Below are 20,804 nucleotides of genomic sequence, written 5' to 3'. Positions count from 1 at the left end.
GTTTCCTGGACGGAGGCCTTCGTGACTAATCCCGAGCGGGAGCCGTGGCTACGTGTGCGCGTAAGTGAGGCAATCCGCGTTGTCAGCGCCGGGGCCCACGTGGACTTCCGGGGCGTTGCACATCAGGTGGTCGTTGTGGACGCACTCGGCGCGCTGGCATGCTCCGACATCTGCCAGGACCTTGGGCAGCCCGCCGTGCGTCCCAGTGTCGATGAACGTGGCGCAGCTGGCGTGGTCTTTGCTCCCGCCAACCGTGATGGCGTGGGCCGTACAGCCTTCGTGGTCATTAAACGAGCAACGGGTAACACTGCAATCGGCAACATGTGTTGTCATAAGAGGTCCCTCCGTACCTCGGCCGTCCGGGACGGACAGCGTCCTAAGCCCCACGGTAGGCCTGTTGGGCCCAATCAAAAAGACCCAACTGTGTGACCTAATTCCGGCCCTACCCCACTCCGCTGCCCAGCTCCCCACCCGCCCAGCTGCCGCGGCAGACCGCTCAGGTCCCCACCTCCCGGCGGGAACCCGGAAGCCTCGCCCGGGTAAACAGCCACGCCAGGGCCGCACCGGTGAGCGGCACCGCGATCAGCAGCGCCACGAGCTGGAGCCAGGGAACGACGGCGGTCCGCGCCATCCCGGTTGCGGTCACCAGCAGCACGGCGGGCACTATCCCGGCAACACTTCCCAGCACAGTTCCGAGACCTGCCGTCATCAGCGCCTGCGAACCTGCGAGCGCCTTCCGCAAGCGCGGGGCCGCACCCACCCCGGCTAGGGTCACGTGGTCTTTCCGTGAGTCCGCCATGGACAGTCCCGTGGTGATGCCCGCCGCGCTGAGCGTGATCAGCGCCCCCAGACCCACGATGGACCAGAGGATCAGAGATGCGTCCCGCTCGGCGCCGGGCTCGACATGCATTGACCCGTAGCGGCCCGCGTAGATGCCGGCGAGGGCGGCAGACACTTTATCCATCTGGGCGGCATCCGGGTAGGCGCTGAGCTGGACCAGCAGGGAGCCTTCTTCCACTCGCATCCCGGCGGCGGCCGCAGCCTCAGGGGACACGACTCCGTAGTATGGCACATTGACGGCCGGTTCCAGCACTGCCGCGGCAACTTCCGTCCGCCCCGTCTCCTGGTACCCCTGGAAGGCGCCTGTGGCGGGATCGCCGGGCGCGGGCTTGCGCACGTCCTGCGCCACCAAGGCCGCATGCCCGTCGCGGACGAACACGGGGTTGGTCACCACCATTCCTCCGGCCGCCAGCACGTCGCGTGCTTCCGCCGTCGGCGCCGTTCCAAACAGCCTTGCGACATCCCCCGCGGTTCCGACGACGATCGGGTCGGCACGTCCCCAGGACTCATACGGACGCATCGGTCCCTGGCAGCGCCAGTCCTCCGGATCGACGACACGCCCGCCGGCGGTCACGGGACACGCGTTGCCTTCCGGCGTCGCCAGCGAGTATTGCAGGCAGCTCGATGTCGGCGTCTGGGCGGGCGACGCGTCAACCAGTTCGGGCCGTGTTTCGCAGTTCCAGGTGGCGGCTGTGCGCAGCACACTGGTCCATTCGACGGTGTCCAGGGCGCCAGTCAGGGCGGACACCACAGTAGTGGGTTCAATCCGTAACGGGTCCGGCATAGTGCCGTCAGCCAGTGGGGTTTGCCCCACGGACAACGGCAGGACCGCTTGGTTCTGCAACGCGGACCAGTAGTGGTTTTGCTGCTCGTTCGCCTGCTGGCTGGCCGCCAGGACCATGCCGGCACTGGCCAGGGTGGCGGCCGCGAGGACGGCGGCAACCGCCGGAACCGTCCGGCTGCGGTTGCGGGAAGAGTCCCGGGCGGCCATGCGTGCGGCTAGCGGAAGCCGCCACGCCCGCTTGGCAAGGAAAGCCACCACCTCGCCGGTCAGCAGGCCCAGGGACGTAACGCCAAGTACCGCGCCTCCCAGCAGGAACCAGGCAATGACCGGCGTCCTTGAGGTGAACACGTCAGGGTCTTCGCTGCTGACGGCAAGCCACGTGCCGGCCGCGAGTGCCGCGGCGGCCACGCCCAACAGGACAGCACCCACCACCGTGGACGCCCTGCCGGCCGGCGCCGGTGCCCGCCCCGATTTGAGCGCGCCCAGAACGGCCTGCCGCGCCACCTGCCGCGCCGGGGCCAAGGCAGCCAGCAGACACGCAACATAGCCCATGACCATCACCAGGACCGTCAGCAGCGCGTCCGGATGGAAGCCCGGGAATCGGACTGACCCGTTCAGGCGCGCAACGATCACCACCCCTGCGGCTGCGGCCAGCCCCACAGCGGCGCCGGCTGCCACGCCAATGCCGCCGAGCCACAGGCCGGCCGCCATAACCACCGAGCGGATGGTGGGGCTTTCGGCCCCCGTCGCGGCCAGCAGGGCCAGTTCCCGGACCTGCCCCTTGGCGCCCACGGCAAACGCGGCTCCCGCCAGCAGCCCCACCTCCAACAGTGCCAGAGCACCCAGCAGCGCCCCTGCCGCATAGGCGGCGAGCGGCAACGACGCGCTGGACAAGGTTCCTGCGCCTTCCGGCCCGCGCTCCCCTTGGGGCGGCGGATTCAGCACCACGGACCTGGACAGCACCGTGACCCCCACGGCGTTGGCCGCAAGGACCTGGCTCCAGGTCGCCGGCTCCGAGCCCACGAGGTAATACATGGTGGACTTGATGGCCGACGCGGTTGGCTCGCGGACAGCGGAGTCCGGCGGAAGAGGAACGCCCACCCTGCCCTGGCCGGGCTTGAGGTAGACGATGGAGTTGCTGTCCGAATAGCCCGCATCGCGGAGCGTTCCGACCGCAACGAAGGTCCCTGCCGACGTCGCCAGTTCCTGCCCCAGCCCCAGCCCGAACCGCTCCAGCAGCCCCGGCGACACGAGCATCTCGGCATCATTCCCGGGCACCCTGCCGTCCAGCAGGGTGTATTTTCCGGCAAATGCCGGGGCCATGGCGTCCACTGCCCGGCCCACCACACGCACGTCCGCCGCACCCGACTCGGCGGTGAGGTCAAGGGTGGATTCTGTCAGCACGTCGTAGCCGGCCGGAATCGCGTCCTGCGGATCAGTCGGCGTGAAGTCCGGGTTGCTGTCCCAGTCGCTCGTGGTTATCTGCAGCTCCTCGACCGGGTGCTGGACCATGACTCCATTTGCCATGGCCATGGGCCGGAACCGCGCCTGAGTGGTGCCGAGCTGGTACTGCACGCGTTCGGCTGCGGTCTCCTGGGTGCTCTGGACGAGGGTAGCCGCCCCGGTCATTGCGGCCACGGGGAGCATGATCAGCAGGATGATCAGAAGGGAACGCTCTTTGTGGCGGCGGATATCGCGCCGCGCCATCCGCACGGCGACGCGGAAAGCCTGCCGGCGTCCGCCGGGCGCCGGCGCGAGGGTGAGTGCCATGTCAGTTGCCGGCCTGCGCGAGGAGCATGGCGGGATCGTGCATGGCCGCTGCCTGGTCCACGATCCGGCCGTCCCGGAGGAACACCACCCGGTCAGCCCACGCGGCATGCCGGGCCTCATGGGTCACCAGCATCACGGCCGCACCGGCATCCGCACGCCCGCGGAGCACTTCCATCACGCCGTGGCCGGTGGTGGAATCCAGGGCTCCCGTGGGTTCGTCGGCCAGGATCAGCCGGCGGTCGCCCACGATGGCCCGCGCAATTGCCACCCGCTGCTGCTGTCCACCGGACATCTGGTCCATAAAGCGGTCCGCGAGTTCCGGGATCCCCACCTGCCGCAGCGCATCCAGCGCCTGGCGTTGCGCCTTCCGGGTGCCCGTCCCGTCCAGCTCCAGCGGCAGCGCCACATTTTCGGCCGCGGTCAGCGTGGGGACAAGGTTGAAGTCCTGGAAGACGTAGCCGACGGCGCGGCGGCGCAACCGGGCTAGTTCGTTAAGTCCCAGCCCGCCCAGTGGCGTTGATTCCACAAAGACACCGCCCGACGTCGGCCGGTCAAGTCCCCCGGCCAGCGCCAGGAGGGAGGATTTCCCGGAACCTGACGGACCCATCACGGCGACGAACTCGCCGGCCCTGATACTGAGGTCAACCTCGCGCAAGGCGGCGACCGCCGTCGCGCCTTCACCGAACGTCCTGCTGACCTTGGCGAGTTCCAGGACCTGCTGCGGCCCTTGGACGCTCATCGGCGGTTATCCGCGATGAGCGGGGCAGCCTCTTCCACAGTGACCCCGTTGGACGATTTGCGTGGTGTTGCCTGGCCAGCGGTCTGCGCCTGCTGCAGCATCCGAGCCTCGCAAAGATCCAGCCACCGGACCTCCGCTTCCGTTTGGAAGATCAGCGAATCCAGCACCAGCAGCCAGGCGGTATCCGCCGCCCGCTGGTTGGCGGCCGTATCGCGGCGGGCCTTGGTGTAATCCTGCAGCGCCCGGATGGACGCCACCCGCTGGGCCTGGATGATGGCCTGCACATCCACACCGGGCAGCGTGACCGCGAGCGCCAGTTTGATGGCCAGCTCGTTCCGGGGCGGATTAGCGCGCTCCACGGGGGCGGCAAACCAGTTCTGCACTTCCGCCTTGCCCGCGTGGGTGATGCTGTAGACCACATGGCCTTCGCCGTCACTGCCGTCATTGCTGACCAGACCGTCGCGTTCCAGCCTGTCCAGCGTGGTGTACACCTGCCCAATGTTCAGGGGCCAGGTGGACCCGGTGCGGTTTTCGAACTCAACCCTGAGCTGGTAGCCGTAACGCGGCTGGTCCTGCAGCAGGGCGAGGAGGCTATGGCGGATGGACATGATGCTCCTAGCGGTGGCGTCAGCGTCGGTATGCACGGACCCCCAAGACCCGTGCATACCGCGTATAGAGTGATGCTAACCCAGTCCGCAACGCAAAGCAATACTCAGTATCTACCCGGCCTACGTGACCAGCAGGATCTTGCCCACATGGTCGCCGCTGTCGAAGTACCGGTGCGCGGCCGCAGCCTGGTCCAGCGGGAAGGTCTTGGCCACCAGCGGACGGATCCGGCCGTCGGTGATGAGGGGCCACACGGATTCGCGCACTGCGTTCATAATGGCGCCCTTTTCCGCCACCGGGCGCGGCCTCAGTGCCGTGGCAACCACTGCCGCGCGCTTCCGCAGGAGCTGGCCAAGATCCAGCTCACCCTTGGCCCCGCCCTGCAGGCCGATGACAACGAGCCGGCCATAGTCAGCGAGCGCATCAACGTTCTGCGCCAGGTACATGGCACCCACGACGTCGAGGATCACGTCGGCACCCTTGCCGCCGTTCTGCCGCCGGAGGCTTTCCGGAAAGTCCTCTTCGGTGTAGTTGATGGCGATGTCCGCGCCCAGGAACGCCTTCGCGGTCCCCACCTTTTCCGCCGTCCCCGCGGTGGTGGCCACCTTGGCACCGAACGCCTTGGCCATTTGGATGGCCATGGTACCGATCCCGCCGGTGGCACCGTGGATCAGGACAGTCTCGCCCGCCTGCAGCTGCGCCGTCATGATCAGGTTGGAGTAGACCGTGGCTGCGACTTCCGGCAGCGACGCAGCAGTGACCACATCAACGCCGTCGGGAATCCGCAGGACCTGCTCCGCCGGCACCGCAACCTGCTCCGCGTAGCCTCCGCCGGCCAGCAGCGCCACCACTTTGTCACCCACGGAGAACGCTTTGGTGACGCCAGGGCCGAAGCCGGCGATCCGCCCGGAGACTTCCAGCCCGGGGATCTCGGACGCGCCGGGCGGGGGCGGATAGAAGCCCCTGCGCTGCTGCACGTCTGCCCGGTTCAGACCGGCGGCGACGACGTCGATCAAGACCTCGCCGTGACCGGGTACCGGAGCGTCCACGTCGCGGACTTCCAGCACTTCCGGACCACCGGGTTCGGCAATGTAGACGGCTTTCATGGAGAACTCCCGTTTTCTAGCTGATTCGTGCCCCAGAACCAGTGTGCACCGGACGCACGGCAGACTCTGTTTTGTTGCAGCCAACTGCCTATGAAACACTACTCGTTAGGGAAGGTTGTCCGAGCGGCCGAAGGAGCTAGTCTTGAAAACTAGTGTGCGGTAACCCCGTACCAAGAGTTCGAATCTCTTACCTTCCGCGAATGAACCCCGGTACGCCAGATGATGGCGGGCCGGGGCTTCTTCGTTTAACCGGCTCATGGGTCGCCACACCGAACCCATTGAAACTGTCGGAGCCCGGACATAGGGTCGGTTCTGTTGCCACCCATCGACAGACAGAGCCCACCATGCCTTCACCCGAGATCACCCCCGGCGCACCCTGCTGGATCGACCTCATGACGTCAGACATCGCCACAGCCCGCCAGTTCTACGGCGAACTCTTCGGCTGGGAATACGAGACCGGAGACGAGGAGAAGTACGGCGGTTACACCACCGCGCGGAAGAACGGCAAGACCGTGGCCGGGCTGATGCAGAAGAAACGAAGACCAGGCAGGCATGCCTGACGTCTGGTCCACGTACCTCCGCTCGGACGACGCCGAGGCCACCGCGTCCGCCGTCGCGGCCAACGGCGGCCAGGTTTACATGCCGCCCATGGATGTTCCGGAACAGGGCCACATGGCCATCTTCGGCGACGCAGCCGGCACGGCAATCGGCGTGTGGCAACCGCGCGAGATGAAGGGGTATGAGCTCGTAGCCGAGCCCGGCGCCGCCGCATGGCACGAGCTCCACACCAAGGACTACGACGCCGCCGTGAAGTTCTACCAGGACGTGTTTGGCTGGGACACGGATGTCATGAGCGATACGCCGGACTTCCGGTACACCACCCTGGGCGCCGGGGACTCCGCCAAGGCGGGCATCATGGACGCCTCCGGGTATCTGCCGGTTGACGTTCCGTCCAATTGGCAGATCTACTTCAACGTCGAAGACGCGGACGCTTCGATTGAGAAGGCCGATTCGCTCGGTGCCACCGTCATAGACGGGCCGGAGGACTCTCCGTTCGGCCGCCTCGCCTCGCTGGCCGACCCCACGGGAGCGATGTTCAAGATCATCGGATAAGTAAATTCCCTTGAAGAAATACCGGCCGGCAGCTTCCATTAAAGCTACCGGCCGGTATTGTTTTGCCCCACGGACGTTTCACCAAATGCACTCACCATCAACCTTGCGTTCATTCGGCGCTGCTTTGCTGTGCCGGACACCACCTGATCAAACGTGGAGTCCGGCCACTGTCCGTCGGTACAAACCGGACACACTCCATCGAACCCCTACCGGGACACCCCAATGAAAGTAGAGCGGATGCACCATTCACCGTGGAAATTAGCGTTCGGAACAGCGTTGTCTGCGGGGCTTATCGCAGCTCCGTTGTCAGCGGTCCCCGCCTTCGCCGTCGACGCAGCTCCGGCCGCGGCCGGCACTTCACCCGTTGTCATCAACGAGGCCTATTTGAGCGGCGGCAGCTCCGGCGCAGCGTACAAGAGTAAGTTCGTTGAGCTCTACAACACCTCCGACGCCGCGGTCTCCCTCGACGGCTGGTCCGTCCAGTACCGTTCAGGCACGGGAACTGCGGCGCCCACCAGCGTGGCTGCCCTCACCGGTTCCATCCCTGCCAAGGGCCACTACCTGGTCCAGGGCGGCAGCAACAACGGTGGGGTTGAAGGTGCAGAGCTGCCGACTCCGGATTTCGTGGCGACCTCCCTGAACTTCAGCGGCTCCGCCGGAACCATCGTCCTGGCGAAGCAGGCCACCGCCGCCACCCTCACCACCGGCTCGGTTATTGAACCGGCCGGCGTGGCAGACCTCCTCGGCTACGGTTCGTCCAACACCTTTGAAACGCAGGCCGCCGTACTTCCCGCCGGCAACGCCGATGTCAAGAGCCTGAACCGCAGCGCCGGGACGGACAGCAACAGCAACCGGGCAGACTTCACGTTGAACCCCGCCATCACGCCGACGGCGGCGGGCGGCACCGTGGATCCGGATCCGACACCGGACCCCGATCCAACGCCGGACCCGGTCCCCGGCACCGGCACCAAAACCATTGCCGAAATCCAGGGCACCGGAACGGCCAGTCCGCTGGCCGGCACTGCCGTGACAACGCGCGGCAAAGTCACTGCCGCCTTTCCCACCGGCGGTTTCGCCGGCTACTACGTCCAGACCCCCGGAACCGGTGGCCACCTCACCCCGGCCAGCCACACAGCGTCGGACGCTGTTTTTGTCTACTCGCCTGCCACCGCAGGCTCCGTGCAGATCGGCGACTTCGTGGAAGTCACCGGGAAGGTTTCCGAGTTCTTCGGCATGACCCAGGTCAGCGTGGCTGACGTCGCCGGGCTGACCAAGCTCGCCGACGCCGCCCCCGAAGTGAAGGCCACCGCCTTCACGCTCCCGGCGGCCGAGACCTTCCGCGAGGCACTCGAGGGCATGCTGCTGGCACCGCAAGGGCCGATCACCGTCACCGACAACTACTCCCTGAACCAGTACGGCGAAATCGGCCTCTCGGGCGGTACCACACCGCTGGTGCAGCCCACCGCCGTCGCGCGTTACGGCTCGGCCGGATACCAGGCCGCCGTGGCGGACATCGCAACCCGCGGCATCAAACTCGACGACGGCGCCAGCACGAATTTCTTGAAGGACGCCACCAGCAAAGCCCAGGTACTGCCATACCTGACCGCCACGGACCCGGTCCGGGTGGGCTCGCCGGTGACGTTCGCTACCAACGTGGTGCTCAGCTACGCCAATAACGCCTGGAAGTTCCAGCCGCTGACCCACCTCACCGAGGCCAACAAGGGCACTGTCCAGCCGGCCAGCTTCGGCGCCACCCGGACGGCGGCTCCCGCCGCCGTCGGAGGTAACCTGAAGATCGCTTCCTTCAACGTGCTGAACTACTTCCCCACCACGGGCGACACCCTCACGGGATGCACGTACTACAAGGACCGCGACGGCAACCCCATCACGGTCCAGGGCGGCTGCAACGCCCGCGGCGCAGCCAACGCGGAGAACTTCCTCCGCCAGCAGGACAAGATCGTGGCCGCGATCTCCAAGACCGGCGCCGATGTGGTGTCCCTCATGGAAATTGAAAACTCCGCCCAGTTCGGCAAGGACCGCGACGATGCCCTGGCCAAACTGGTGGACGCCCTCAACATCGCGACTCCCGGCATTTGGGACTTCGTGCGCACGCCCGCCAACGCTCCCCCGCTGGCTGACGAGGACATGATCCGCACCGCGTTCATTTTCAAGAAGGCCGTGGCCGAACCGATGGGCGAGTCCATCATCCACAACGACACTGTCGCCTTCGCCAACGCCCGCAAGCCGCTGGCCCAGGTATTCAAGCCGGTGGGCGCCGGGGACGATAAGAAGTTCATCGCCATCGCCAACCACTTCAAGTCCAAGGGTTCGGCTGCAACGCCGGATGACACGGACAAGGGCCAAGGAGCCTCGAACCTGGCGCGCACGGCCCAGGCCAAATCGTTGCTGGACTTCGCCACCGGTCTGCAGGCAACGAAGGGCGCGGACAAGGTTTTCCTGATCGGCGACTTCAACTCCTACGCCCAGGAAGACCCGATGAATGTCTTCACGGACGCCGGCTATGTCAACCAGGACGGCAAAGCGAAGAACACCGACGGCTCCGCGAAGCACTCTTACCTTTTCGGCGGCCTGGTGGGTTCGCTGGACCACATCCTGGCCTCCCCGGGCGCTGATGCAGTGGTCAGCGGCGCGGACATCTGGAACATCAACTCCGTAGAGTCCGTGGCGCTGGAGTACAGCAGGTATAACAACAATGTGACCAACTACTATGCGCCGGACCAGTACCGTGCCAGCGACCACGATCCCGTGGTGGTGGGGCTGGACCTGCCTGCCGGCCCGGTCACGCCGGCCAGCGTTGAGCTAAACTTCCTGGGCATCAACGATTTCCACGGCCGCATCGACACCAACACGGTGCTGTTCGCCGGCACCATCGAGAAGCTGCGCGCCGCCGCACCCGGGGCCACGGCCTTCCTGTCCGCGGGCGACAACATCGGGGCATCACTGTTCGCTTCGGCTGTTGCCAAGGACCAGCCCACCATCGATGTGCTGAACGCGCTGGAGCTGGACGCTTCCGCCGTGGGCAACCACGAGTTCGACGGCGGCTGGGCGGACCTGCGCGACCGCGTCATTGCGGGCGGCACCAACGCCACGTTCCCGATGCTCGGGGCGAACGTTTACAAGAAGGGAACCACCGAACCGGTCCTGCCGGAATACACGGTGCTGGACATGGACGGCGTAAAGGTTGCCGTCATCGGCACGGTCACCCAGGAAGTCCCGTCCCTGGTGACACCCGCCGGCATCGCCGATCTTGAATTCGGCGATCCGGTGGACGCCATCAACCGCGTGGCAGCCAAGATCACGGCGGAGAAGCTCGCCGACGTGATCGTCGCAGAAAACCACGACGGCGCGGGGTCAGGGACGCCGGACGGCCCCACCCTCGAGCAGGAAGTTGCAGCGGGCGGCCCGTTCGCGAAGCTGGTCACCGAAACCTCGGCCGACGTGGACGCCATCTTCACCGGCCACACACACAAGGAATACGCCTGGGACGCACCGGTCCCCGGGGCCGACGGCAAGACCCGTCCGATTGTCCAGACCGGCAATTACGGCGAGAACATCGGGCAGATCCAGCTCACGGTGGACACGGCCACCAAGGAAGTGACCGCTTCGAAGGCCGGGAACGTCAAGCGGACCACGGATGCCGCCGCCGGCCTGGTGGCCGGCTACCCGCGGGTGGCAGCGGTTGATGCGATTGTTCAGAAGGTCCTTGCCGACGCAGCCGCGATCGGCAACCAGCCGGTTGGTGCGCTGACCGCTGATATCACCACAGCATTCACACCCGACCCCGCAGGCGGGCCGGCCAAGCGCGATGACCGTGCCAGCGAATCGACGCTGGGCAATATGGTGGCCGACTCACTGTTGGAGTCGCTCCAGCCTGCCGAGCTGGGCGGCGCGGAAATCGGCGTCGTCAATCCCGGCGGCCTCCGCAACGAGCTGTACTACGCCCCGGACGGCACCATCACCTACGCGGAGGCCAACTCGGTCCTACCGTTTGTGAACAACCTGTGGACCACGTCCCTGACCGGTGCGCAGTTCAAGGCACTCCTGGAGCAGCAGTGGCAAACGAACGCCGACGGCACGGTCCCCAGCCGCGCCTACCAGCAGCTGGGCCTGTCCAGGAACGTCAACTACACCTACGACGCAACGCGTGCCGCCGGTGACCGGATCACCTCCATCCGGGTGGCCGGTGCCCTGATCGATCCGGCGAAGTCATACCGGATCGGGACGTTCAGCTTCCTGGCTACCGGTGGCGACAACTTCCGGGTGTTCAAGGACGGAACCGGCACCAAGGATTCAGGGCTGGTGGACCGGGACGCCTGGATCACGTACCTGCAGGCGCACAATCCCGTGTCGCCGGACTTCGCCCGGCGGACGGTGGCCGTAGTGAACACCACGGCAGCGGAGGCCAAGGGCGGGGACGTCATCACCCTGGCGGTTTCCAAACTGGACCTCACCTCGCTGGGCAGCCCGGTGAATACCTCCTTGGCTGCGGTGTTCACGGACAGCGCCGGGACCGTGACGGGCCTTGGCACGGTGCCGGTTTCGGCCGGCGCCGCCGCCGTGAATCTCGCCGTTCCCGCCGGCGCCGCTGAGGGATCCGGCACTTTGGTTCTCACGGCTGCCGAGTCCGGCACCGTGGTGAAGGCTGCCGTCCAGGTCGCTGCCAACGTACCCGTTCCACCGGTCTGCACTGCACCAGTACCGCCCACCAAGTGGTACGACATCCTGGGCTGGATCCGCTACGGCATTGCGTGGATCCAGTACCAGCAGTGCCTGCGCGGCTAGCACTAATCTCGAGCGCCTGACGGCGGGCCAGCTTTAAACAGAGGTGCCCCTCCCCGACTGAATCAGTTGGGGAGGGGCACTTTCTTACTCTCGAGTTTTTGGTCCAGATAATCGGCTTTTCCGAGCGCTCAGGGGCCGTTACCTGGACAAAAACTCAGGGAACGTGAGGACGAATATTTCGACTCAGTGTCCGAGGATCGCCTGCGCGATTTCGTCGGCGTCGCGGAGCGTCCGCTGCCCGCTGGCGTATGTGGGTCCGCCCGGCTGTATCGCCTCGGCGGCGATGGCCGTGCCCCACTGCGTTGCCGAAAGCTGCAGGCCCAGCACATAGAGACCGTCCGTGACCGAGCCGTTGGCCGCCACCGGCCGGTACGGGTGCGGCGCAACGTCGAGTCCCGTGGCCTGCACCGGCGCACCTTCCACCGTCATCATCAGCCGGGGCCGCACCATCCCGTCGGCGAGGAGCTGTTCCAGGAGGGGTGAGTCGTTGGCTGACACGCGGTTGGCCGGCGCGAGGGCCTCCACCATGGTCTTCGCCACCACCGGCAAACCGTTCACCCAGGGTGAGACGGCGGTAAAGCGGCCTGCCCGTCGGTCCACGCTGAACCGGGGGTCGGGCCCCACAAAACTGACCACGCCGGCGCGCGCCAGGGCAGCCAGCTGTTCAGCGCGCAGCGCAGGCGGCCCGCTGGCCAGGCCCTCCACAAACGACTCAAACCAGCCACGGAGGCCGGCCACCCAAGACTGATCGGTGATGCCGCCGTCGGCCACTGCCGTTTTCAGTACCGCACGCCCGTGATGCAGGGCGCCGATGGCCATCTTCACCGGATCCTCCTCGCCCAGTGCGGAGCGGCGGGCGTCATCGAGCAGATACTCGACGACGGCGGCGTCCAGTTCAGCGCGCGACACGAAGGACCTGCCCGCCAGGGGAGACGCGAGGCCCCGCAGATCCAGCCGGTGCCGCGGCCCGACGTGCACGGCAAGGACGCTCTCCACCGCGGCTTCCCAGTTGGCTGCGCTGTGGGCATGCGGCCGCAACGCCTCATCCAGCGCGGCCAGGAACGCGGCGGCGTCGGGGACGGCCGCCGGCTGCGAGCGCACCAGGGTGGAGTAGTAGGCCCAGAGGGTGTCGCGGTGCAGCAGGGGCCAGAGATCGTGGTCGAAACCCGGGCGGATCCCGGTGGCCGCGAACCGCCCCAGCGCGGCATCGGTCAGGTACCGCAGGGTGACCGACGCCGGGTAGTAGCCGGCCAGCGCGGCCTTGGCACGGTACGGGGTGCCACGGCGGGAGGCGGCAATGATGATCGGCTCGTGGCCGGAAGGCTGATACTCAAGCCGGGTTCCGGCGTCGATAAATTTTCCGCCGCGGCCCTCCGTGAGCTGGCCCATCGCGTCGAAGAAGTTCAGCCCCATCCCCCGGACCAGGACCGGTTCGCCGGCCGGAATCGCGGCCCAGTCGACGTCCGCCGGGACGGCCGGCGGCAAGTACCTCAGGCCCAGCTGTCCGGCCGACGCCTGGAGTTCCCGCTGCTCAGGGTTCAGCCGGGACGGAAGGTGCCCCAAGGCCAGGACCACGGAATCGACGGTGAGTGAACCGCCGCCGGCGAGTCCGACGTCGAACGTTCTGGTGCTTGGTGTTGTCTCGCCCGTGGTGCCGTCCCCCGGAGTGCCGTCCCCTGCGGTGGCCTCCCCCGGCGTCCCCGCTGTTCCGTCGCCTGACGGGCGCACCGACACGGCGGTCGTTTCGTGAAAACTGACGGTGACGCCGTCGGGCAGTTTTGCCGACAGCTCGTCCATCGTGCAGCGCAGGTAGCGGCCGTACAGTGCCCGGCTGGGGAAGTCCCGCGATCCCAAGGCAGCCAGCTCGGACCGCTCGTCCGGCGTCAGGGCCGGCATCGGATCACGCTGCTGCCGGGCCCGCCAACGTTCGAACGTGGTGCCCGCGACCGGCGGCGCCAGCCGGGGGTCCTCAGGGATGACCGTGGGATAGAAGGACTGGGTGTTCATGAGGTACAGCCGGGACTGGCCGGGCTGCCACACGTGCCCCGGACCCGCCGGATAGGGGTCGATGACGTCGATATGGAGGGATGCGGGGCCGGGGTGGACAGCAGCGTAGGCGGCGGCGTGTGCGAGCAGGCGCTCCAGCACACTGGTTCCCCGGGGTCCGGCGCCGATGATGGCTGTCCGGATGCTCTTCGATTTACCCACGGCATCCAGAGTATCGGCATGCGCCCCCGGCACTTGACTTGCTTGCGGCGCGAAAATGTTGTTTGGATGGGGCGCATGACCATCACTGCAGCTGATCAAGCGCCCGGTTCATCGTCCGCCCCCGAACCCACTGATGAGAACGTCTGGCTGGAGGAAATCTACGGCGAGGCGCCGCTGGCCTGGGTCCGCGAACAGAACGCGCGCACAGAGGACCGTCTGGAGGACGCCGATTACGCGGGCCTGGAAGGAAGCATCCTGGAGGTGCTGGACTCCACGGACCGGATCGCCATGGTGGGCAAGCGCGGCGAGTGGTACTACAACTTCTGGAAGGACCAGGCGAACCCGAAGGGGCTGTGGCGCCGCACCACTTGGGAAAGCTACCTGACGGACTCCCCCGACTGGGATGTCCTGCTGGATGTGGATGCCCTCGCCGCCACCGAAGGTGAGGAGTGGGTGTTCCACGGTGCCACGTTCCTGCGCCCCGCCGCCGGCGAACCGTACCGCCTCGCGCTGCTGGCGCTCTCCCCCGACGGCGGCGACGCCCACCGCTACCGCGAGTTCGACGTCGGGACCCGCACTTTTGTTGAACCGGCCGACGGCGGTTTTGACCTGCCGACGGCGAAGGGGAACGTCTCATGGCTGGACGCGGACACGCTGCTGGTCGCCTCCACGGCCGGGAACCTGCCGCGGACCGCCTCCTCCTACGCCCGGACGGCCGTCACCCTGCGACGCGGCGAAGCCCTGGCCTCGGCTGCCCGGCTTTTTGAGGTGCCGGAGGACCACATGATGGCCATTGCGGTTCACGACTCCACCCCCGGCTTCGAGCGCACGTTCGCCGTGGACTACATCGACTTCTACAACCGCAGCACCTTCATCCGCTGGGAGGACGCCTGGCTCGAGATCGACGCGCCGACAGATGTGAACCTCAGCGCGCACCGCGAGTGGCTCCTGCTCCGGCCGCAACAGGACTGGTCACTGGACGGCACCACCTACCCCGCCGGTTCGCTGCTCGCGGCGAAGTTCGAGGACTACCTTGCCGGAGCGCGCGATCTCCTGGTGCTTTTCGCCCCGGACGCGCACACGTCACTGCAGTCGTGGAGCTGGACCCGGAATTTCCTGCTGCTGAACCTTTTGCGGGACGTCTCATCCGAAATCCGAGTGCTGGATCCCTCCGTACCCGGCGCCGCGGCCGACGGCGGCGCGACCGGCGGCGGTGCCTGGGCTTCGTCGCTTCTGGATGCTTGCCCGCCGCTGCACGACGTCAACGCCTACGCGGTGGACGATGAAGACGAAGGACCGGCCGACGGCGGTGCCGGCGACGATTTCTGGCTGGTCGCCACCGGTTTCACCACCCCCAGCACACTGATGCGCGGAACGCTGGAGCGCGCTGGTTCCGGGAGCAGTGGTGAGGTGACCCCTGGTGTGGTGACCGCCGGCGTGGTGAGCCGTCACGCGGAAGTGAAGGCGTCGCCGTCGTTCTTTGATGACGACCAGTACGAGGTGCAGCAGCACTTCGCCGTGTCCGCGGACGGCACGCGGGTCCCCTACTTCCAGGTGGCCTCGCGGGATCTGGTCCGGGACGGGCAGAACCCCACGCAGCTCTCCGGCTACGGCGGCTTTGAAGTTTCCCGGACCCCTGCGTACAGCGGAACCGTCGGCCGGGCTTGGCTGGAGCGGCGGACCGCAACCTCCTGCGGGGCGGGCGAGGCGCCGCACTCCCGCGGCGGTGTCTACGTGGTGGCCAACATCCGGGGCGGCGGCGAGTACGGGCCGTCCTGGCACCGGGCCGCGCTCAAGGAAAACCGCCACCGCGCCTTCGAGGATTTCGCGGCCGTGGCGCAGCACCTCATCCACCGCGGCGTCACTTCGCGCGAGCGGCTTGGCTGCGTGGGCGGGTCCAACGGCGGGCTGCTGGTGGGCAACATGCTCACGCGTTACCCGGAGCTTTTCGGGGCCGTTTCCTGCGGCGTTCCGCTGCTGGACATGCGGCGCTACACCAGGCTCTCCGCCGGGCACTCCTGGATCGCCGAATACGGCGACCCGGACGTGGCGGCGGAATGGGAGTACATCAGGACCTTCTCGCCGTACCACCTGCTCAAGGACGGCGTGGAGTACCCGGAAACATTCATCTGGACGGCCACATCGGATGACAGGGTGGGACCGGTCCAGGCCCGCAAGATGGCTGCCCGGATGCAGGCGATGGGCATCCCGAATGTCTGGTTCCACGAGGCGCTGGAAGGCGGTCACGCCGGAGCTTCGGACAACCGGCAGGCCGCCGCTCTGCAGGCCCGCAGCCAGCACTTCCTGTGGCGGACGCTGGCAGGCGGATGAGCGTAGCGGCCGGAGTGGACATCCGGCGGGCCACACCGGCGTACGCCGTCGAACTGGCCGAAGTCCACACCCAGTGCTGGCAGCAGACCTACCGTGGCTTGATGTCGGACGCCTTCCTGGCTGCCCTGAAACCGGCCGACCGGCTGGCGATGTGGTGTCAGCTGCTGCTTGCCCCAGAGCCGGCCGCGTGGGTTGCGTACGTGGACGGCTCAGTGGTGGGGTTCTCCGCAACCCGCGCAGTGCCGCATGGGGACCTTGCTGAGGACCTGCCCGCTCCTGGGAGCCTGGAGCTGTGGGGGCTCTATCTGCTGAAGTCCCATCAGGGCCTCGGTCTGGGACGCAGGCTGCTTGAGGCCGCACTCGGTACAGGGCCCGCCAGTCTCTGGGTGGCCGCAGGCAATGCCAAGGCCATCGGATTCTACGAACGGCTGGGCTTCTCTCCTGACGGGGCCGAGGACCGCGTGGCCGAGTGGGAAGACCTTCACGAAATCAGGATGATTCGCTCCTAGTGATCCGCTTCTGGCGCAGGTATTTGCGCCGGGCACGGCGACCCCGGACGTTGTGTGCCGGGGCTGAGACATGCGTTCGGTGGCCGTTTTGCACTGCGTGCCCCGTTCTGCGTATCCTTGGTGGGCTAGTAATAGCCATTGGAGACGTGCCAGAGCGGCCGAATGGGCTTCACTGCTAATGAAGTGTGGGGCACAACTCCACCGGGGGTTCAAATCCCCCCGTCTCCGCGTTTGGCCCCGGTCCTGGACCGGGGCCTTTTGCGTTCCCTGGGCTGACGGTCCGGGGTGCGGACGCACGAGGCTTCACCGGGGCCGGCGGTGGCAGGATGGTGGAATGGCAGCGCGCAACGCCCCAGGGACGGAAACCAGTTCAAGCCAGGCGTGGAATCCCCGCCTGGCGCTACTGGTGGCCGCCACGTTCTTTATGGAGTTCCTGGACGGCACCATCCTCACCACCGCGATCCCCAACATCGCCAGCGACTTTGGCGTTCCAGCCGCCGACGTAAACATCACCATGACGGCCTACCTCATGACCGTGGCCATGGGCATCCCGCTCAGCGGCTGGCTTGCCGAAAGGGTCGGGGCACGCAAAGTATTCTGCGTCGCGATTGCCCTCTTCACGCTCGCTTCATTGGCCTGCGCCGTCAGCCCTGACCTGACCGCGCTGACGCTGAGCCGGATCCTGCAGGGTGCGGGCGGGGCCATGATGGTCCCTGTCGGCACCCTCCTGGTACTGCGCGGCACACCCAAATCGGAGCTCCTGCGCGCCACGGCCTTCCTGGTGTGGCCCGCGCTGCTGGCGCCCGTCCTGGCGCCGCTGGTGGGCGGCGCCTTGACCACCTACCTGTCATGGCACTGGATCTTCCTCATCAATCTCCCACTGGGCGCGGCCGCTTTCTTCGCCGCACTCAGCCTGGTTCCAGCCGGCGCAGGAGACAGCACTCGCCGGCTGGACTGGCTGGGCCTGGTCCTCACCACCATCGGCGTGGGCGACCTGGTGGTTGGCCTGGAGCTGGCCACCGCCAACCCCGACGGTCCATGGGCGGCATTGAGCGCCGCTACAGGGGTATGCGCCCTCGCGGCCGCCGTGTTGTGGATGAGGCGGGCCAAAAACCCGCTGTTCGACCTCAGTGTTTTTTCCACCCGGACATTCCGGGCCATGGCCACGGGCGGGTTTGCCTACCGCCTGACCATTTCGTCGGTGCCGTTCCTCCTGCCGCTCATGTTCCAGACCGGCTTCGGCTGGTCACCGCTGCACGCAGGAATCATGGTGGCGGCCGTGTTCATCGGCAACATTGGCATCAAGCCGGCCACCACACCATTGATCCGACGTTTCGGTTTCCGGGCCATGCTGGTCTTCGGCTCCCTGGCCTCGGCGGTGACCTTCGCCCTGTGCGCCCTGCTCACTCCGGACACACCCCAGGCCCTGACCTTCGCGTTGCTGATCTGCAGCGGGGCTTTCCGCTCCATCGGCTTCTCCGCCTATGCGTCGGTGCAGTACGCGGACATCGCACCCGCCCAGCTGACATCCGCCAATTCCGTGTCGGCGACCCTGGTGCAGCTCGCCGCAGGCGCCGGCATCGCCGTTGGCGCTCTGCTGATCCGGATTTTCGACGGCGTGGCGGCATTCCCCGCCGATCACGCCGGACCCTTCCGCGGAGCCTTTCTCACCATGGCCGTCCTGATGCTCTTCAGTACGGCGGACAGCCTGTCACTGCACCGGCAGGCCGGCGCCGAGGTCAGCCGGCCTGGCGGTCCGAAAGCCAACCAATCCGGCGATCCAAAAATCAGCCGGCTTGGGCAAGCACGAGCGGAAGAACAGCCCCCGCCCCCGCCTGGCGCAAGGCACGTCCAGCCACGGTAACGGTCCACCGGCTGTCCACTAGGTCATCGATCAGCATCACTCCCTGGCCGCGAAGTGACGCCATGGCAGCGTTCAACTCCGGACCCACCACCACACGGTCCCAAACGCCGGCCAGCCGGTACGCGCTGTTGCCGCCGCGGCTTCCCGTGGGCCCGCCGTGGCCCAGTGCCAGCTCGCCGAGGTAAGGGATCCTGCCGATTTCCGAAATTCCCTGGGCAAGGGACCGGACCAGCTCCGGTTTGCTGCGGGAGGGCATGCTGACGATCGCGGCAGGCCGTCCTGCACCGCTCCAGCCCGGGTTCCGGCCGTCACCGGTAGCCCATTCCCGCAGGACCTGGACACAGGCCTGCAGCATGGCAGGATCCACCGGACGGTCCGCGGCGCCGGCCGCGAAGAGTTCCCGCAGCGCCCCGCCCCAGCCGAGATCAGTGAGTCTTGCCAGCACGCGGCCGTCCGCCAGTCCTTCGTCAGGCTTGATCTTGCCCTTAACCGGAACGCCCAGGCGGTCCATGCCGCTGGGCCACTGCAGCCGTGCCTCCAGGACACCGCCGGCGCGGGTGAGGGTCTGACCCGCCGCTGCCGTGGCATCCGCGGCTATGTCCGCGCGGAACCAGCGGCCTGCGCAGTTATCGCACCGCCCGCAGGGGTGCGCTGTCTCGTCGTCGAGGACCGAGGTGATGTACTCCATCCGGCAACCCGCGGTGTCCTGATAGATCACCATGGAGTCCTGCTCGTCCACCCTGGCCTCCGCGATCCGGCGGTAGCGCTCGGCGTCGTAGATCCAGAGCTGGCCGGTGGAACGCCACCCGCCGCCGACACGTTCGACGGCGCCATCCACGGCCAGGACCTTCAGCAGCAGCTCCAGCGGGGTGCGGCGGAGGTCAACCCGGGCCTCCAAGGCAACCGTTGACACGGCAGTGCCGGCCTCAGCCAACGCCGTCAGCACCGCTGTGGCTTTCTCCTCCGATGGCATGGAAGCGGTGGCGAAGTACTGCCAGATATCCCGGTCTTCAGAACCCGGCAGCAACAGGACATCTGCGTTCGCCGCGCCACGGCCCGCGCGGCCCACCTGCTGGTAGTACGCCACCGGGGAGGACGGTGCCCCAAGGTGGACCACAAAGCCAAGGTCCGGTTTGTCGAAGCCCATGCCGAGCGCCGAGGTGGCCACCAGTGCCTTGACCTGGTTGTTTTTGAGCATCTGCTCTGCGCGCTCCCGGTCCGCGGGATCAGTCCTGCCGGTGTAGGCCTGCACTGTGTGCCCGGCTTCGGCGAGAAGCCGGGCAGTGTCCTCCGCGGCGGAGACCGTGAGCGTGTAGATGATGCCGCTGCCGGGCAGATCGGCCAAGTGCGTCAGGAGCCAGCCCAGCCGTTCGCGGGAATTCGGCAGGGTCAGAACACCCAGCCGCAGGGAATCCCGGCCAAGGGTGCCGCGGATGGTGAGGACACCCGCGCCCAGCTGTTCCTCGATGTCGTGGACCACGCGCGAGTTGGCCGTGGCGGTGGTGGCCAGGACAGGTACGGACTCCGGCAGCTGCGTGATGAGGTCCGCGATCCTGCGGTAATCCGGCCGGAAGTCGTGGCCCCAGTCGGAAATACAGTGGGCCTCGTCAATAACCAGCAGGCCCGTCCGCCGGATGAGCTCCGGCAGCTGGTTCTCGCGGAACGAAGGGTTGGTGAGCCGTTCCGGCGAAACCAGCAGCACGTCGACTTCATCGGCGGCGAGCTGTTCCCGGACGGTGTCCCATTCAAGCTGGTTCGCCGAGTTGATGGCTACGGCACGCACTCCGGCGCGGGCAGCAGCAGCCACCTGGTCCCGCATCAGGGCGAGCAACGGCGAAACGATCAAGGTAGGGCCGGCCCCGCGGCGCCGGAGCAGCAGGGACGCCACAAAGTACACCGCCGATTTTCCCCAGCCGGTGCGCTGGACCACCAAGGCCCGCCGGCCGCCGTCGACCAGCGCTTCAATCGCCTCAAACTGTCCGTCATGGAAATCCGCCGACGGATGCCCCACGAGTTCGCGGAGAACCTCCAACGCCTGGCTTTTTGTAGCGGACGGTGAGTCAGGGGAAGCGGAAAGAAGGGCGGCGTTCTGGGTATCGACCATTGATTCAGTATCCCAGCCCCCACCGAC

General features: G+C 67.1%; 11 protein-coding genes, 2 tRNA genes and 1 pseudogene. 7 read left to right on the top strand and 7 right to left on the bottom strand.

Annotated features, from left to right (window positions below):
* Positions 1 to 48 precede the first annotated feature (48 nt).
* The 5 genes from ACZYZ4_RS14825 to ACZYZ4_RS14805 form a co-directional block, all read right to left on the bottom strand.
* Positions 49 to 333 carry a DUF1540 domain-containing protein gene (locus tag ACZYZ4_RS14825; RefSeq protein ID WP_463862087.1) on the bottom strand — a complete coding sequence of 95 codons (285 nt, stop codon included), beginning with the start codon at positions 331 to 333 and terminating at the stop codon, positions 49 to 51.
* Between the two features lie 163 nt (positions 334 to 496).
* Positions 497 to 3,394: an ABC transporter permease family protein gene (locus ACZYZ4_RS14820; protein WP_463862085.1), complete on the bottom strand. Its 2,898-nt coding sequence runs from the start codon at positions 3,392 to 3,394 to the stop codon at positions 497 to 499.
* Between the two features lies 1 nt (position 3,395).
* Positions 3,396 to 4,133 carry an ABC transporter ATP-binding protein gene (locus ACZYZ4_RS14815; RefSeq protein ID WP_463862083.1) on the bottom strand — a complete coding sequence of 246 codons (738 nt, stop codon included), beginning with the start codon at positions 4,131 to 4,133 and terminating at the stop codon, positions 3,396 to 3,398.
* Positions 4,130 to 4,741, bottom strand: coding sequence for a PadR family transcriptional regulator (locus tag ACZYZ4_RS14810; RefSeq protein ID WP_463862081.1), 612 nt, complete (start codon positions 4,739 to 4,741; stop codon positions 4,130 to 4,132). The genes ACZYZ4_RS14815 and ACZYZ4_RS14810 overlap by 4 nt, the downstream gene beginning before the upstream one ends.
* A 120-nt stretch (positions 4,742 to 4,861) precedes the next feature.
* A complete protein-coding gene (locus tag ACZYZ4_RS14805; protein ID WP_463862079.1) occupies positions 4,862 to 5,845 on the bottom strand; it encodes an NAD(P)H-quinone oxidoreductase in 984 nt (327 codons plus the stop codon).
* A 109-nt stretch (positions 5,846 to 5,954) separates the two neighbouring features.
* Between ACZYZ4_RS14805 and ACZYZ4_RS14800 the strand changes: the two genes are divergently transcribed.
* From ACZYZ4_RS14800 to ACZYZ4_RS14790, 3 genes and pseudogenes are all read left to right on the top strand, one after another.
* Positions 5,955 to 6,042 (top strand) — tRNA-Ser (locus ACZYZ4_RS14800).
* Between the two features lie 147 nt (positions 6,043 to 6,189).
* Positions 6,190 to 6,958 (top strand): annotated as a pseudogene (locus ACZYZ4_RS14795) (VOC family protein).
* 237 nt (positions 6,959 to 7,195) lie between these two features.
* On the top strand, positions 7,196 to 11,761 hold the full coding sequence (locus ACZYZ4_RS14790) for an ExeM/NucH family extracellular endonuclease (protein ID WP_463862135.1): 4,566 nt from the start codon (positions 7,196 to 7,198) through the stop codon (positions 11,759 to 11,761).
* A gap of 183 nt (positions 11,762 to 11,944) precedes the next feature.
* On the opposite strand, the gene ACZYZ4_RS14785 is transcribed toward ACZYZ4_RS14790, so the two are convergent.
* Positions 11,945 to 13,969: an FAD/NAD(P)-binding protein gene (locus ACZYZ4_RS14785; RefSeq protein ID WP_463862077.1), complete on the bottom strand. Its 2,025-nt coding sequence runs from the start codon at positions 13,967 to 13,969 to the stop codon at positions 11,945 to 11,947.
* 75 nt (positions 13,970 to 14,044) lie between these two features.
* On the opposite strand from ACZYZ4_RS14785, the gene ACZYZ4_RS14780 reads away from it, so the two are divergent.
* From ACZYZ4_RS14780 to ACZYZ4_RS14765, 4 genes are all read left to right on the top strand, one after another.
* Positions 14,045 to 16,300: a prolyl oligopeptidase family serine peptidase gene (locus ACZYZ4_RS14780; protein WP_463862075.1), complete on the top strand. Its 2,256-nt coding sequence runs from the start codon at positions 14,045 to 14,047 to the stop codon at positions 16,298 to 16,300.
* Positions 16,297 to 16,809: a GNAT family N-acetyltransferase gene (locus ACZYZ4_RS14775; RefSeq protein ID WP_463862073.1), complete on the top strand. Its 513-nt coding sequence runs from the start codon at positions 16,297 to 16,299 to the stop codon at positions 16,807 to 16,809. Before ACZYZ4_RS14780 ends, ACZYZ4_RS14775 begins: the two co-directional genes overlap by 4 nt.
* 140 nt (positions 16,810 to 16,949) lie before the next feature.
* A tRNA-Ser gene (locus tag ACZYZ4_RS14770) sits at positions 16,950 to 17,037 on the top strand.
* Between the two features lie 106 nt (positions 17,038 to 17,143).
* The gene (locus ACZYZ4_RS14765) at positions 17,144 to 18,673 is read left to right on the top strand and encodes an MFS transporter (RefSeq protein WP_463862071.1); all 1,530 of its coding nucleotides are present in this window, start codon (positions 17,144 to 17,146) and stop codon (positions 18,671 to 18,673) included.
* Here the strand turns inward: ACZYZ4_RS14765 and ACZYZ4_RS14760 are convergent.
* Positions 18,597 to 20,777, bottom strand: coding sequence for a RecQ family ATP-dependent DNA helicase (locus ACZYZ4_RS14760; protein ID WP_463862069.1), 2,181 nt, complete (start codon positions 20,775 to 20,777; stop codon positions 18,597 to 18,599). The two genes, ACZYZ4_RS14765 and ACZYZ4_RS14760, sit on opposite strands and share 77 nt — an antisense overlap.
* Positions 20,778 to 20,804 lie beyond the last annotated feature (27 nt).

The organism is Pseudarthrobacter adonitolis (assembly GCF_055412845.1).
The sequence above is the reverse complement of the archived record's forward strand: the minus strand, read 5'-3'. Positions and strand labels throughout refer to the sequence as shown.

What these genes read in the sequence shown, in the direction of transcription:
- ACZYZ4_RS14825 (WP_463862087.1), bottom strand. Translation starts at nt 333, where the DNA reads ATGACAACACATGTTGCCGATTGCAGTGTTACCCGTTGCTCGTTTAAT.
- ACZYZ4_RS14820 (WP_463862085.1), bottom strand. Translation starts at nt 3,394, where the DNA reads ATGGCACTCACCCTCGCGCCGGCGCCCGGCGGACGCCGGCAGGCTTTC.
- ACZYZ4_RS14815 (WP_463862083.1), bottom strand. Translation starts at nt 4,133, where the DNA reads ATGAGCGTCCAAGGGCCGCAGCAGGTCCTGGAACTCGCCAAGGTCAGC.
- ACZYZ4_RS14810 (WP_463862081.1), bottom strand. Translation starts at nt 4,741, where the DNA reads ATGTCCATCCGCCATAGCCTCCTCGCCCTGCTGCAGGACCAGCCGCGT.
- ACZYZ4_RS14805 (WP_463862079.1), bottom strand. Translation starts at nt 5,845, where the DNA reads ATGAAAGCCGTCTACATTGCCGAACCCGGTGGTCCGGAAGTGCTGGAA.
- ACZYZ4_RS14790 (WP_463862135.1), top strand. Translation starts at nt 7,196, where the DNA reads ATGCACCATTCACCGTGGAAATTAGCGTTCGGAACAGCGTTGTCTGCG.
- ACZYZ4_RS14780 (WP_463862075.1), top strand. Translation starts at nt 14,045, where the DNA reads ATGACCATCACTGCAGCTGATCAAGCGCCCGGTTCATCGTCCGCCCCC.
- ACZYZ4_RS14775 (WP_463862073.1), top strand. Translation starts at nt 16,297, where the DNA reads ATGAGCGTAGCGGCCGGAGTGGACATCCGGCGGGCCACACCGGCGTAC.
- ACZYZ4_RS14765 (WP_463862071.1), top strand. Translation starts at nt 17,144, where the DNA reads ATGGCAGCGCGCAACGCCCCAGGGACGGAAACCAGTTCAAGCCAGGCG.
- ACZYZ4_RS14760 (WP_463862069.1), bottom strand. Translation starts at nt 20,777, where the DNA reads ATGGTCGATACCCAGAACGCCGCCCTTCTTTCCGCTTCCCCTGACTCA.